General features: G+C 68.3%; 11 protein-coding genes and 2 riboswitches. Of the genes, 5 read left to right on the forward strand and 6 right to left on the reverse strand.

What is annotated here, in order from left to right:
* Positions 1-62: 62 nt before the first annotated feature.
* On the reverse strand, positions 63-683 hold the full coding sequence (locus tag RTX79_RS07990; RefSeq protein ID WP_057507463.1) for a glutathione S-transferase family protein: 621 nt from the start codon (positions 681-683) through the stop codon (positions 63-65).
* Positions 684-743: 60 nt separating this feature from the next.
* Positions 744-1,571 (reverse strand): NYN domain-containing protein, encoded by an 828-nt coding sequence (locus RTX79_RS07995; RefSeq protein ID WP_312683087.1) that lies wholly within the window; start codon positions 1,569-1,571, stop codon positions 744-746.
* 103 nt (positions 1,572-1,674) lie between these two features.
* Between RTX79_RS07995 and RTX79_RS08000 the strand changes: the two genes are divergently transcribed.
* Entirely contained in the window at positions 1,675-2,958 is a 1,284-nt protein-coding gene (locus RTX79_RS08000; RefSeq protein WP_057507461.1) for an NAD(P)/FAD-dependent oxidoreductase, read from the forward strand.
* Positions 2,959-3,038: 80 nt separating this feature from the next.
* Here the strand turns inward: RTX79_RS08000 and RTX79_RS08005 are convergent, their stop codons facing one another.
* Positions 3,039-3,302 carry a GIY-YIG nuclease family protein gene (locus RTX79_RS08005; RefSeq protein ID WP_057507460.1) on the reverse strand — a complete coding sequence of 88 codons (264 nt, stop codon included), beginning with the start codon at positions 3,300-3,302 and terminating at the stop codon, positions 3,039-3,041.
* Positions 3,303-3,342: 40 nt separating this feature from the next.
* Positions 3,343-3,433: riboswitch (glycine riboswitch) on the forward strand.
* 12 nt (positions 3,434-3,445) lie between these two features.
* A riboswitch (glycine riboswitch) is annotated at positions 3,446-3,539 on the forward strand.
* A gap of 81 nt (positions 3,540-3,620) precedes the next feature.
* Here RTX79_RS08005 and RTX79_RS08010 point away from each other — a divergent pair.
* The 4 genes from RTX79_RS08010 to RTX79_RS08025 all read left to right on the forward strand — a co-directional run bounded on the left by RTX79_RS08010 (position 3,621) and on the right by RTX79_RS08025 (position 11,847).
* A complete protein-coding gene (locus RTX79_RS08010) occupies positions 3,621-4,238 on the forward strand; it encodes a trimeric intracellular cation channel family protein (protein ID WP_312683089.1) in 618 nt (205 codons plus the stop codon).
* Positions 4,239-4,508: 270 nt separating this feature from the next.
* The gene (locus RTX79_RS08015) at positions 4,509-5,675 is read left to right on the forward strand and encodes an MdtA/MuxA family multidrug efflux RND transporter periplasmic adaptor subunit (RefSeq protein ID WP_312683091.1); all 1,167 of its coding nucleotides are present in this window, start codon (positions 4,509-4,511) and stop codon (positions 5,673-5,675) included.
* Positions 5,672-8,788, forward strand: a complete 3,117-nt coding sequence (locus RTX79_RS08020; RefSeq protein WP_312683092.1) for a multidrug efflux RND transporter permease subunit — start codon at positions 5,672-5,674, stop codon at positions 8,786-8,788. The genes RTX79_RS08015 and RTX79_RS08020 overlap by 4 nt, the downstream gene beginning before the upstream one ends.
* Positions 8,785-11,847: an efflux RND transporter permease subunit gene (locus tag RTX79_RS08025; RefSeq protein WP_312683094.1), complete on the forward strand. Its 3,063-nt coding sequence runs from the start codon at positions 8,785-8,787 to the stop codon at positions 11,845-11,847. The genes RTX79_RS08020 and RTX79_RS08025 overlap by 4 nt, the downstream gene beginning before the upstream one ends.
* Positions 11,848-11,877: 30 nt before the next feature.
* Here RTX79_RS08025 and RTX79_RS08030 read toward each other — a convergent pair whose 3' ends face one another.
* The 3 genes from RTX79_RS08030 to RTX79_RS08040 are packed head-to-tail and all read right to left on the reverse strand — an operon-like array spanning position 11,878 to position 13,057.
* Positions 11,878-12,219, reverse strand: a complete 342-nt coding sequence (locus RTX79_RS08030) for a DUF6984 family protein (protein ID WP_312683095.1) — start codon at positions 12,217-12,219, stop codon at positions 11,878-11,880.
* On the reverse strand, positions 12,216-12,731 hold the full coding sequence (locus tag RTX79_RS08035) for a type II toxin-antitoxin system YhaV family toxin (RefSeq protein ID WP_312683097.1): 516 nt from the start codon (positions 12,729-12,731) through the stop codon (positions 12,216-12,218). The genes RTX79_RS08030 and RTX79_RS08035 overlap by 4 nt, the downstream gene beginning before the upstream one ends.
* On the reverse strand, positions 12,728-13,057 hold the full coding sequence (locus RTX79_RS08040) for a type II toxin-antitoxin system PrlF family antitoxin (protein WP_312683098.1): 330 nt from the start codon (positions 13,055-13,057) through the stop codon (positions 12,728-12,730). The genes RTX79_RS08035 and RTX79_RS08040 overlap by 4 nt, the downstream gene beginning before the upstream one ends.
* Between the last annotated feature and the right edge of the window lie 205 nt (positions 13,058-13,262).

Raw genomic sequence — 13,262 nt, forward strand, 5'->3', positions numbered from 1 at the left:
TGCGGGCCGTCGCAAGCGACATTGGCAGCGGCTCCTGCCGCTGCCTTCGGCACTACCCGCCGTCAGCTCATCCCGGTCATCACGCCGCGCTGGTACGCCGGACGTTCGCGCAGGCGTGCATACCAGTCCGCCAGGTGCGGAAGGTCAGGGCGCTGGATAGGCATCTCGAACCACGCATACACCAGCGCGCCCAACGGAATATCGCCCATCGCGAAGCGGTCGCCGGACAGCCACGGCTGCCTGGACAACGCGGTATCGGCCATCGCCAGCAGGTCGCCGGCCTTGACCAGCGCCGCGTTGATGCGGACCTCATCGCGATCCGCCGGTGCGGTCCGCATCACGCCCCAGATCAGCTCGCTGTACAGCGGTGCCATGCGCGAGGTGGTCCAGTCCATCCACTTCTCGCCGTGCGCGCGCTCGGCCGCATCTTCCAGGTACAGCGTGCCCAGCGCATAACGCGCCGACAGATAGCGCACGATCGCATTGGATTCCCACAACGGCAGGCCGTTGTCTTCGATCGCCGGCACCAGCCCGTTGGGATTCATGGCTTGGTACTCGGCGGCCTGGGTGCCGCCGAAACTGCCGCCGACTTCGATCGACTCATACGCCAGCCCGATTTCCTCGGCACACCACAGCACCTTGCGCACGTTGCTGGAATTGCGGCGGCCCCAGATCTTCAGCATGTGGTTTTCCTTGCAGGCAAACGTGCGCCGGCGTGGCGCGGGACCGCTACGATACGCCGGTCAGGCTGGCGTGGTGTTGCCGGTCTTGGCGGCCCTTTTGGTTGCCTGCGTGGCCACCGGCTTCTTCGCCAGTGCCCGCACGTACGACGATTTGCCGTCCTTCTTCATCTCGAACAGGCCGATCGCCGCCAGCAGGTCGCTGAGCTTGCCGTAGCCGTAGTTGCGCGGATCGAACGAGGCCTGGTTGCCGATCTGGCTGCCCACCGGCCCCAGGTGCGACCAGCCGTCCTCGCCTTCGGCCGAGGCCACCGCACGGCGCAGCAGGTTGACCAGCTTGGTATCGCTGCGCATTTCCGCACCGGTCTTGCGCGGTCGTGCCTCGCTGCCGGCCTCGCCCGCCTCGCCGGTGGTCGCGCCTTCCGGATGGGCATCCGGCGGACTGGCGTGGGCCTGCCCCAAGGCTTCCAGGTAGGTGAATTTCGAACACGCGTTGACGAACGGATCCGGGGTCTTCTTCTCGCCGAAGCCATACACCTTGACCCCGTCGGTGAGCAGTCGCATCACCAGCGGCGTGAAGTCGGCATCGCTGGACACGATCGCGAAACCATCCAGGTTGCGTGCGTACAGCAGGTCCATGGCATCGATCACCATCGCCATGTCCGACGCGTTCTTGCCGCGGCTGTAGGCGAACTGCTGGATCGGACGGATCGCGTACTCGTGCAGCACCGCTTCCCAGCCTTTGAGGCTCGGGCTCTTCCAGTTGCCGTAGGCGCGACGGACGTTGGCCACGCCGTGCCGGGCCACTTCGGCCAGCACCTCCTCGATCTTCGATGCGGGCGCGTTGTCGGCGTCGATCAACAGGGCAATGCGCTTTTCCGGCTCGGACATACCTGCTCCAGGCTGACGATGGTGTTCGGACAGTATGTTCCACACCGGCAGCGCGCCGTGTGACATGCGATCATCCCAACGCCCCCCTACTGGAGCCACGCGAATGACGCGCGAGCGCACCCCCCACCTGGTCATCGTCGGCGGTGGTTTCGCCGGCCTCTGGGCGACCCGCGCCCTGGCCAGCGAGCGCATCCGTATCACCCTGGTCGATCGCCGCAACCACCATCTGTTCCAACCGCTGCTTTACCAGGTGGCCACCGCCGGGTTGTCCGCCCCGGACATCGCCGCCCCGCTGCGGCATATCCTTGGCCACCAGCGCAACGTGGAAGTGCGCCTGGGCGAAGTCACCCGCATCGACAAGCAGGCGCGCAGCGTGCAGTTGGTCGATGGCACATCGCTGGAGTACGACACCCTGCTGCTGGCCAGCGGTGCCACCCACGCCTACTTCGGTCACGACGAATGGGCCAAGGATGCGCCGGGCCTGAAAACACTGGACGACGCCATTGCCCTGCGCCGCAAGCTGCTGCTCGCCTTCGAGCGTGCAGAGGCCGAGCCGGACCCGGAAAAGAAAGCCGCCTGGCTCAGTTTCGCGGTGGTCGGCGGCGGCCCCACCGGTGTCGAACTGGCCGGCACCCTGGCCGAGATCGCCCGCCACACCCTGCGCAACGAGTTCCGCCACATCGACCCGGCCTCGGCCCGGGTGCGGCTGGTGGAAGCCGGGCCGCGCGTGCTGTCCACCTTCCCGGACGTGCTTTCGCTGAAGGCGCGTCGCCAACTGGAAAAGCTCGGCGTGGAGGTACTGACCGGTACGCCGGTGACGGCCATCGACAGCCTGGGCTTCCAGCTGGGCGAGCAGTTCGTCCCCGCGCGAACCGTGGTCTGGGCCGCCGGCGTGGCGGCATCGCCGCTCGGCGCCACGCTGGAAACGCCGCTGGACCGCGCCGGACGCGTACTGGTGCAGCCCGACCTGACCCTGCCCGGCCACCCGGAACTGTTCGTGGCCGGCGACCTGGCCGCCCTGACCCAGGCCGATGGCCGGCCGGTGCCCGGCGTGGCGCCCGCCGCCAAGCAGATGGGCAAGCACGTGGCCGACACCATTCGTGCGCGCCTGCACGGCAAGCCGGCGCCGGGTCCGTTCAAGTACGCCGACTACGGCAACCTGGCCACCATCGGGCGCATGGCCGCGATCGTGCACCTGGGAAAACTGCAGTTGTCCGGGCTGCTCGCGTGGTGGTTCTGGCTGGCCGCCCACGTGTTCTTCCTGATCGGCTTCCGCAACCGCATGGTGGTGCTGTTGAACTGGGCGGTTGCGTACTGGAGCTACCAGCGCAGCGCGCGGATCATCTTCGGCGACGTGAAACCGCCCAAGGACCCGCCGCGCGGGTGAGCGGCGCCCGCCGACCATGGGTCGGCGCTAGAGAGCGATGCCGGTAGCGCCGAGCCAGGCTCGGCGGACGGACGCTGGCGCTACAACGCCTCGCTCAGCCACGCCAGCTTGCGCGCGCGGGGCTGCTGCTTCAGCTGCCACTCCGCGCGCGAGGCTTCGGCGCGGTCCGGGTACTGGCGCACCGCGAGGATCTGCAGCGGCGGGCGCGCCCGGGTGTAGCGCGCGCCCTTGCCGGCCAGGTGGGCGGCGAACCGTGCCTGCACATCCGTGCTGATGCCTGCGTAATAGCTGCCGTCCCGGCATTCGAGCAGGTACAGGAACCAGGGCGTGTCGGGGCGGGCCATGCTGCGATTATCGCCCAACCGCCGCCAGCGGCTACACTACGCGCCGGATGCAGGAGAGTGGTGCCACGCTGGCACCCGCCGAAGGCGCAGGCTCCCATGATCGCTCAGGCCGGTGGAATGGCATTCCACCAACCATGTATCCGAATCGCCGAGCTGGAGAGAGATCCGCAGGGATCCGCCGAAGGGGCACGCGGACTCGTCCGCTGAACTCTCAGGCAAAAGGACAGCGGGAGCGGCACCGGTCACCTTCGTACGTCGCTGCCCCGGCATCGGCGCTGCGTGCTGCGTGGCCGGCCCCACCGCGTCCGGAGCCTGCCCATGTTGCTGTCCATCATCTACCTGATCGCCATTTCCGCCGAAGCCATGACCGGTGCGCTGTCCGCCGGCCGCCGCCGCATGGACCTGTTCGGCGTGGTGATGATCGCCTGCGTCACCGCCCTCGGCGGTGGATCGCTGCGCGACATCATCCTCGGCCACTATCCGCTGGCCTGGGTGAAGCATCCCGAATACCTCGGATTCACCGTGTGCGCCGCGCTGATCGCCACCTGGGTCGCGCGCTGGATGCACCATTTCCGCCGCACCTTCCTGGTGCTGGACGGGCTGGGCCTGATCGCCTTCACCCTGATCGGCTGTGCGATCGCCCGCGATGGTGGCCACGCCACGCCGATCGTGCTGATCGCCGGCATGCTGACCGGCGCCTTCGGTGGGGTGCTGCGCGACATCCTGTGCAACGAAGTGCCGCTGATCTTCCAGAAGGAGCTGTACGCGATCATTTCGCTGCTGACCGGTGCGGCCTACCTGCTGCTGCTGCGCTGGAACGTGGCCGACAACACCGCCATCCTGTGCTGCCTGGCCGGGGGCTTCGCGCTGCGCCTGCTGGCAATCCACTACCGCTGGGAAATGCCGAAGTTCGTGTACCACGACGAAGTGCATTGACGGATCTACGTTGACGGCCAGCGGCCGTCACTACCGGATTGCGGTTGACGGCCAGCGGCCGTCACTACCGGGATGCGTGCGCCCATGACCAAGGTCATGCGGAAACCTGTCGCGCAATTGGCTACCATGGCGGCCCCGTCGCGCAAGCGGCGGCATCCAGCCACGCTGCTTCGGCGGCCCCGCCAGACAACCCTCCCCACGTTGCCAGGCCTGCAGTGACGGATCCTGGCGCAGCACTTCCCTGCGCCATCGCAGGGTGCAGGATGCCCCATGCCGCTTGACCCACCGTCGCGCCCCCGCCGTAACCGCACGCTGCTGCTGGCAGCTTCCTTCGTGATGCTTGCCGCGCTGCTGGCATGGTGGGCGTGGCCGCGCGCCGACGTGGCGGCAGACGATGCCGGCGGGCGCAAGCCGACCCCGGTCCGCATCGCCCGTGCCAGCGCTGAACCGCTGCAGCTGCGGCTGAAGGCGATCGGCACGGTGACCCCGTTGCACAGCGTGGTGGTGCGCAGCCGCGTGGATGGCGAACTGCTGAAACTGCATTTCAACGAAGGCCAGCACGTGAAGGCCGGCGACCTGCTGGCGCAGATCGATCCGCGTCCGTACGAGGTCCGGCTGGCACAGGCGCAGGGCACCCAGCAGCAGAACCTGGCCGAACTGGAAAACGCCGAACGCCAGCTGCGGCGCTTCGGCGAACTGCATGCGCAGAACTACGTCTCCGGGCAGGAACTGAGCGACCAGCAGAGCAAGGTGCGCCAGTTGCAGGGCCGCCGCATGAGCGACCAGGCGACGGTGGATGAAGCGAAGCTGCAGCTGCAGTACACCCGCATCACCGCACCGGTCAGTGGCCGCGTCGGCCTGCGCCGCGTGGACGTCGGCAACCTGATCCGCAGCAGCGATGCCGACGGCCTGGTGACGCTGGCGCAGACTGCGCCGATCAGCGTGCTGTTCACCGTGCCCGAACCGGAGCTGCCGGCCCTGCTGGACGCCGTGCGCAGCCAGCCCGCCCTGGCGGTGCAGGCCTGGGCCCGCGAAGAACGCGCTGCGCTGGGCAGCGGCGAACTGTCCAGCGTGGACAACGTGATCGACACCGCCACCGGCACGCTGAAGCTGCGTGCACAGTTCGCCAATGCCGACGACGCGCTGTTCCCCAACCAGTTCGTCAACATCCGCCTGCAGCTGGGTGCGCAGGACGCGGTGGTGATCCCCGATGCCGCGGTGCAGTTCGGCAGCAAGGGCAACTACGTGCACGTCATCGACAAGGACGACAAGGCCCAGCGCCGCGACGTGGTGCTGGGCCCGGCCGACGGCACGCGCGTCTCCGTGCGCAGCGGCCTGAAGGCCGGCGAGAAAGTGGTGGTGGAAGGCATCGACGGGCTCGAAGACGGCAGCGCCGTGCGCATCATCAGCGAGGACGCTGCGCAGGCCGGCGCATGAACCTGTCGCGCGCCTTCATCCTGCGTCCGGTGGCGACCACGCTGCTGATGGTGGCGCTGCTGCTGGCCGGCGTGCTGGCCTACCGGCTCTTGCCGGTGGCTGCCCTGCCGCAGGTCGACTACCCGATCATCCAGGTCACCACGCTGTATCCCGGGGCCAGCCCGGAACTGACCACGCGGATGGTCACCGCGCCGCTGGAAAAACAGCTGGGGCAGATTCCCGGGCTGAAGCAGATGTCCTCCACCAGCTCCGGCGGGGCATCGGTGGTGACCCTGCAGTTCGACCTGGCGGTATCGCTGGGCGTCGCCGAACAGGACGTGCAGGCGGCGATCAACGCGGCCGGCGGATTCCTGCCCGATGACCTGCCGGTGCCGCCGGTGTACCGCAAGGTCAATCCGGCCGACACCCCGATCCTGACCCTGGCGGTGACCTCGCAGGGCATGGCCCTGCCGCAGGTGCATGACCTGGTGGACACCCGCGTGGCGCAGCGGTTGGCGCAGCTGCCCGGCGTCGGTCTGGTCAGCCTGGCCGGTGGCCAGCGCCCTGCCGTGCGCATCCAGGTCAACCCGTCGGCGCTGGCCGCCAACGGGTTGGGCATGGACCACATCCGTACCGCCATCGCCGCGGCCAACGTCAACCTGCCCAAGGGCAGCTTCGACGGCCCGATCCGCGCGGTGATGCTCGATGCCAACGACCAGATGCGCAGCGTGGACGAATACCGCGCGCTGGTGCTGAGCTGGCGCGACGGCGCGCCGCTGCGGCTGGGCGACGTGGCCAACATCACCGACGGGGCCGAAAACCGCCAGCTCGCGGCCTGGTCGGGCACCACCCCGGCGGTGCTGGTGAACATCCAGCGCCAGCCCGGCGCCAATGTCATCGCGGTGGTGGAACAGGTCCGCCTGCTGCTGCCGCAGCTGCAGGCGTCGATGCCGGCCGGGGTGAAACTGGAGGTGCTGAGCGACCGCACCGAATCGATCCGTGCCTCGGTGCGTGGCGTGCAGAAGGAACTGGTGCTGGCGATCGGGCTGGTGGTGCTGGTGACCTTCGTGTTCCTGCGCAGCCTGTCGGCCACGCTGATCCCCAGCATCGCCGTGCCGCTGTCGCTGGTGGGCACTTTCGCGGTGATGCTGCTGGCCGGCTTCTCGCTCAACAACCTCACCTTGATGGCCCTGACCATCGCCACCGGCTTCGTGGTGGACGATGCCATCGTGATGCTGGAAAACATCGCCCGGCACCTGGAGGAAGGCCAGACACCGATGAGCGCCGCGCTGAAGGGCGCGCAGGAAATCGGATTCACGCTGATCTCGCTGACCGTTTCGCTGATCGCGGTATTGATACCGCTGTTGTTCATGGCCGACCTGGTCGGTGCGCTGTTCCACGAGTTCGCGATCACCCTAGCGGTCGCCATCGGGATCTCGTTGCTGGTGTCGCTGACACTGACCCCGATGCTGTGCGCACGCTTCCTGCGGCCGGGCGCGCACCGGCACGAAGGCGTCGGTGGGCAGAAGGGCGACATCTTCGACCGCATCATCGCCCTCTACGACCGCCAGCTGCACTGGGTGCTGCAGCGCCAACCGTTGATGCTGGTCGCCACCGTGGCGACGCTGCTGCTCACCGTGGCGCTGTACCTGGCGGTGCCGAAGGGCTTCTTCCCGGTGCAGGATGCCGGCCTGGTGCAGGGCATCAGCGAAGCGCCGCAGGCCATTTCCTTCCAGGCCATGCGCCAGCGCCAGCTCGCCCTGGCCGCGGCGATCGAACAGGACCCGGCGGTGGCCAGCCTGTCCTCGTACATCGGCGTGGACGGCAACAACGCTGCGCTCAACACCGGCCGGCTGCTGATCGAACTCAAGCCACACGGCGAGCGGGGCGGCGACGCCGGTGACATCGCCAGCGTCATGGCGCGCCTGCAACAGCGCGTGGCCGGCATCCCCGGCATCACCCTGTACCTGCAACCGGTGCAGGAGCTGGGCATCGAGGACCGCATCAGCCGCAGCCAGTACCAGTTCACCCTGACCAGCCCCGACGTGGACACCCTGCAGCAATGGACGCCGATCCTGCTGGAGGAGCTGCGTCGTTCGCCGGCCCTGCGTGAGGTGGCCAGTGACCTGCAGATGCAGGGACGGCAGGCGCGCGTGGTGATCGACCGCGATGCCGCCGCGCGCCTGGGCGTGTCCGTGGAGGCGGTGGCCGATGCGTTGTACGACGCCTACGGCCAGCGCCAGATCTCCACCATCTTCACCCAGGCCAGCCAGTACCGCGTGGTGCTGGAGGCCGACCCGGCCCGGCAACCCGGACCGGAAGCGATCGCCGGGCTGCGCGTGCGCAATGCGCAGGAACAGGCGGTGCCGCTGGGCGCGGTAGCGCGCATCGAACAGGGCCCGGCGCCGCTGCTGCGCAACCATGTCGGGCAGTTCCCGGCGGCCACGCTGTCGTTCAACCTGGCCCCCGGTGCATCGTTGGGCGAGGCGGTGGCCGCGGTGGAGGCGGCGCGCACCACGATCAAGCTGCCCGCCAGCATCGACCTGCGCCTGCAGGGCGCGGCAGCCGCGTTCAACGGCTCGCTGTCGAGCACGCTGTGGCTGATCCTGGCCGCGGTGGTGGTGATGTACATCGTGCTGGGCGTGCTCTATGAGAGCTTCATCCACCCGATCACCATCCTGTCCACCCTGCCCTCTGCGACGGTGGGCGCCCTGGCCGCGTTGTGGCTCAGTGGGCGCAGCCTGGACCTGATCGCGGTGATCGGCATCATCCTGCTGATCGGGCTGGTCAAGAAGAACGCGATCATGATGATCGACTTCGCGCTGGACGCGCAGCGGACGCGCGGCATGGCCCCGCGCGAGGCCATCCACCAGGCCGCGCTGCTGCGCTTCAGGCCGATTCTGATGACCACCCTGGCCGCCCTGTTCGGTGCGGTGCCGCTGATGCTGGCCACCGGCTCGGGTGCTGAGCTGCGCCAGCCGCTGGGCTGGGTGATGGTCGGCGGGCTGCTGGTCAGCCAGGTGCTGACCCTGTTCACCACGCCGGTGATCTACCTGGCGTTCGACCGCCTGCAGCGGCGCCGTCCGGCTGCCCGCGTGGACACCCGCAGCGCAGGCGACGGGGCCGGCGCATGAACCTGGCCGCGCGCATCGCCCAGGCCTGCGTGCAGCGGCCGGTGGCGACCCTGCTGCTGGCCGTGGCACTGGTGCTGGCCGGCCTGATGGCGCTGCGCCTGCTGCCGGTGGCACCGCTGCCGCAGGTGGATTATCCGGCCATCGAAATCAGTGCCAGCCTGCCCGGTGCATCGCCGGAATCGATGGCCTCCACGGTGGCCACGCCGCTGGAACGCGCCCTCGGCAGCATCCCCGGCATCACCAACCTGGAGTCGTCCAGCTCGCAGGGCCAGACCGAGATCGAACTGGAGTTCGTGCTCGACCGCAACATCGACGAAGCCGCCCGCGAAGTGCAGGCCGCCATCAACGCCGCGCGCGGACAGCTGCCCAGCGGCATGCCGGGCATGCCCGAGTACCGCAAGGTCAATCCCTCGCAGGCGCCGATCCTGGCACTGGCACTGACCTCGGACGTACTGTCGCCCGGCCAGCTGTATGACATCGGTTCCACCGTACTGGCGCAGAAGCTGTCGCAGGTCCCGGGCGTGGGCGAAGTGCAGGTCGGTGGCAGCGCATTGCCCGCCGTGCGCGTGTCGCTGGACCCCAATGCACTGAACCATGCCGGGCTGGCGCTGGATGACGTGGCCCAGGCGATCGCGCGTGCCAATGCGCTGCGCCCGCTGGGCGCTGTTGGCAGCGATGCGCGGCAGTGGCAGCTGGAAGCGCCCCTGCAACTGCGCGAGGCCGCGCAGTACCGCGACCTGGCGCTGGCCATCAAGGAGGGCCGCCCGCTGCGGCTGGGCGATGTCGCACAGGTCGCCGACGGCGTGGAAGACCGCTATTCCAGCGGCTTCCACAACGAACGCCCGGCGGTGCTGCTGATCGTCAGCCGGCAACCCGGCGCCAACATCATCGCCACCGTGGATGCCATCCAGCAGCAGCTGCCGCAACTGCATGCGCTGCTGCCGGCCAACGTGGACATGCAGCTGGTGATGGACCGATCGCCGGTGATCCGCGCCACCCTGCACGAAGCCGAACTGACCCTGCTGCTGGCGATCGTGCTGGTGGTGCTGGTGGTGCTCGGCTTCCTCGGCCACTGGCGCGCAGCGCTGGTGCCCAGCGTGGCGATCCCGGTGGTGCTGTTCGGCACGCTGGCGTTGATCGCGTTGCTCGGTTTTTCGCTCAATACGCTTTCGCTGATGGCGTTGATCGTGGCCGCCGTACTGGTGGTGGACGATGCGATCGTGGTGCTGGAAAACATCGCCCGCCATCGCGAGCTGGGCGCGGACCGCTGGCAGGCGGCGATCCGCGGCGCCGGCGAAGTCGGCGCGACGCTGATCTCGATGAATCTTGCGTTGGCGGTGGTGTTCGTCTCGATCCTGTTCATGGATGACTTCGTCGAACGCCTGTTCCGCGAATTCTCGCTGACCCTGGTGGCGGCGATGGCGGTATCGGTGGTGGTGGCGCTGAGCCTGGTGCCGATGCTGTGCGCGCGTCTGTTCACCGATGCAGACCACGCACCGTCGCGGTGGCAGCGTGCCAGCAATGCGCTGTTCGAACGTGTGCGCGAGGCATACCTGCGCACCCTGGACAAGGGCCTGCTGCGCCTGCGCTGGCCGCTGCTGGCCTTCGTCGCGGTGATCGCGCTGAACGCCTGGCTGTTCCAGAAAGTGCCCAAGGGCATGGTGCCGCAGCAGGACACCGCGCAGCTGCGCGGCTTTGCCCGCGGCGATGATGGTCTTTCGTTCCAGGCCATGCAGCCCAAGATCAGCGCCTACCGCCAGCTGCTGCTGGACGATCCGGCGATCGAGGACATCATCGGGTACATCGGGGGTGGCATGGGGGTCAACAACGCCTTCATCATGATCAAGATGAAGCCGCTGGCCGAGCGCAGGGTCTCCAGCCAACAGGTCATCGACCGGCTGCGTGCGAACCTGCCGCCGCTGCCGGGCGGCAACCTGTACCTGTGGGTGGACCAGGACATCCGCCTGGAAGGCGCCGGTGACAGCGGCAACCAGGAACTGCAGCTGATGGCTGCCGACCTGGCGCCGCTGCGCGAGTGGGCGCCCAAGGTCAGTGCGGCCCTGAAGGCGCTGCCGGAGCTGGTCGACGTGGAAGCGCAGGGCGAAGCCGGCATGCGCCAGGTGGTGCTGGACATCGACCGCGAAGCCGCCGCGCGGCATGGCGTGGACCTGCGCACGATCGCCACCGTGCTCAACAATTCCTTCAGCCAGCGCCAGGTCGCCACGCTGTACGACAACCTCAACCAGTACCGGGTGGTGATGGAACTGGATCCGCGGCATACCCAGGACCCGACCACCCTGCAGCAACTGCAGGTGCTGGATGGCGAAGGCCGGCGCATTCCGTTGTCCAGCATCGCCAGCTGGCGTTACGGCATGGCCTCGGACCGTGTCTCGCACAGCCAGCAGTTCGCTTCGATCTGGATCGAGTTCGCGCTGGCACCGGGGGTCGGGCTGGAGCAGGCGGTGACCGCCATCAACGGCGCGATGGCGGCCTTGATGCTGCCGCGCACGGTGCAGGCCAAGCTGTCCGGCGAAGCCGCCGGGCTGGAGCAGATGCGCGCACGCCAGCTGTGGCTGCTGCTCGGCGCCACGCTGGCGGTGTACCTGGTGCTGGGCGTGCTGTACGAAAGCTTCCTGCAGCCGCTGGTGATCCTGTCCACGCTGCCGTCGGCCGGCGTGGGGGCGCTGCTGGCGCTGCTGCTGTTCAACAACGAATTGAACCTGATCTCGCTGCTCGGCCTGTTCCTGCTGGTGGGCGTGGTGATGAAGAACACCATCCTGCTGGTCGACTTCGCACTGGCCGGCGAGCGGCGTGGATTGAGCGCCCACGAGGCGGTGCTGGAGGCTGCGCGGCTGCGCCTGCGGCCGATCCTGATGACCTCCGTCGCCGCGCTGCTGGGCACGCTGCCCTTGATGCTGGGTGGCGGCGAAGGCTGGGAGCTGCGGCGCCCGCTCGGCATCGCCATCGTCGGCGGGCTGCTGGTCAGCCAGCTGCTGACCCTGTACACCACGCCGGCGATGTACCTGGCGCTGGCCAGGCTGCGCCGGAATCCGCGCTGACCCGGGTTCGCTGACCCCATCCGTACAGGCCTATGCCGCGAACGTGGCCTCATCCCACTTCGGCGCCGTCACCGCTTCGTCGTCCCAGCGGATGATCTCCAGCTGCAGCAGCCGGCCATCTTCATCGGCGAACAGGATGATGCTCAGCGCCTCGCCATCGGCGTCGGGCACCTCGATTTCCACCGGATAGGGATGATCGCCGTGCGGTCTTGGACGCGCATGGTCGGCCAGCACGAAGCCCACCAGCAAGGCGCTTTCATCCACCGCCATCGCAACGCCCACATCAGCGCGCAGCTGCGCTGCAGGTTCGGCAGGCAACACGGCGGCGACCGCCTCGATCAGCAGGCGTTCGTGCGCATGCAGCGGCCTCATCGGGGGGCCTCATGCAGCGTAAGCGGACGCGTCACCTGCCCAAGCCGCTCCGCTTCCGCACGCGCTTCTGCCAGCAGGGCAGCCCATACGTCTGGGGGATGGCCGCTGTCCAGCATGCGACGGAATACCCGGTAAGCGTCGTCATGGCGGTCATAGGCGCGTTTGCTGTGTTCATCGTTGACCCACACCAGCACGATGATCCGGCTGGCTGCGTGGTAGCGGAAGAACAGCCGGTACTGCTGGAAGAACTTCGCCCTGAACCAGTGCTTGTGCTCATCGCCCAGCGTGGTGCCCTGTCGATACTCCGCGCGCGTCGGGTCCTGCGGAATGATGTCGAAGGCCAACCGCACGATCGCCGCCAGCCGCTTGCTCGCGTTCTTCTTCAGGTAGCCGGCCGGATCCCTGGCCCTCAGGGCTTCCACCTGCGCGGTCAGTGATTCCAGCTGCGCCAGGAACAAGGGATGGGCGAAGATCGTCCAGCCGTGCAAGGTCAACGGCGGGGTGATCGTCATTCATCATCCGCGGCAAGCGCGGCATCCAGGTCGATCTCGGCCTCACCCACCAGCTTCTGCAGCCGCTGCGCAAGCCCGGCATCAAGCGCCTGCAGGTGCTGCGGGTGCTGGGCGATGTCCTGTGCCAGCAAGGCCAGGAACGGCAGCAGCGAGGGATCATCGGTCACCTGATCGGCCGCACGGGTGAGCACCACTTGGCCATCCGCGCGGATCGAGTAATGAATGCGGTCGCGCTTGCCGAGGCGAAGCGCGCGCCGCACGGTTTCCGGCACGGTGGTCTGGTAGCGGTCGGTCAGGGTGGATTCGACATCCAGGGGAGCGATCATGGCGGGCCACCATACGGGATACCCGCATGGTAATGCGATTGCATTACCCGGGCAACACGGACCGGCCCCACCCCGGCGATGGACCTGGCGCCGGGTCATTGCCCAGCGCCAGGCGCATCGCCGGTGCGGCTGCGGTGGCTGCCAACTCCGCCAGCCACCGCTGATGACGGCGCGCCCCCGCAGGCAGCAGCCGTCACCCACACCC

Origin of the sequence: Stenotrophomonas chelatiphaga (genome assembly GCF_032054965.1) — a bacterium.
Taxonomy (GTDB): Bacteria; Pseudomonadota; Gammaproteobacteria; order Xanthomonadales; family Xanthomonadaceae; genus Stenotrophomonas; species Stenotrophomonas chelatiphaga.

Bases quoted from the DNA above. Each gene is read 5' to 3' on its own strand.
- RTX79_RS07990 (WP_057507463.1), bottom strand. From the start codon at position 683: ATGCTGAAGATCTGGGGCCGCCGCAATTCCAGCAACGTGCGCAAGGTG.
- RTX79_RS07995 (WP_312683087.1), bottom strand. From the start codon at position 1,571: ATGTCCGAGCCGGAAAAGCGCATTGCCCTGTTGATCGACGCCGACAAC.
- RTX79_RS08000 (WP_057507461.1), top strand. From the start codon at position 1,675: ATGACGCGCGAGCGCACCCCCCACCTGGTCATCGTCGGCGGTGGTTTC.
- RTX79_RS08005 (WP_057507460.1), bottom strand. From the start codon at position 3,302: ATGGCCCGCCCCGACACGCCCTGGTTCCTGTACCTGCTCGAATGCCGG.
- RTX79_RS08010 (WP_312683089.1), top strand. From the start codon at position 3,621: ATGTTGCTGTCCATCATCTACCTGATCGCCATTTCCGCCGAAGCCATG.
- RTX79_RS08015 (WP_312683091.1), top strand. From the start codon at position 4,509: ATGCCGCTTGACCCACCGTCGCGCCCCCGCCGTAACCGCACGCTGCTG.
- RTX79_RS08020 (WP_312683092.1), top strand. From the start codon at position 5,672: ATGAACCTGTCGCGCGCCTTCATCCTGCGTCCGGTGGCGACCACGCTG.
- RTX79_RS08025 (WP_312683094.1), top strand. From the start codon at position 8,785: ATGAACCTGGCCGCGCGCATCGCCCAGGCCTGCGTGCAGCGGCCGGTG.
- RTX79_RS08030 (WP_312683095.1), bottom strand. From the start codon at position 12,219: ATGAGGCCGCTGCATGCGCACGAACGCCTGCTGATCGAGGCGGTCGCC.
- RTX79_RS08035 (WP_312683097.1), bottom strand. From the start codon at position 12,731: ATGACGATCACCCCGCCGTTGACCTTGCACGGCTGGACGATCTTCGCC.
- RTX79_RS08040 (WP_312683098.1), bottom strand. From the start codon at position 13,057: ATGATCGCTCCCCTGGATGTCGAATCCACCCTGACCGACCGCTACCAG.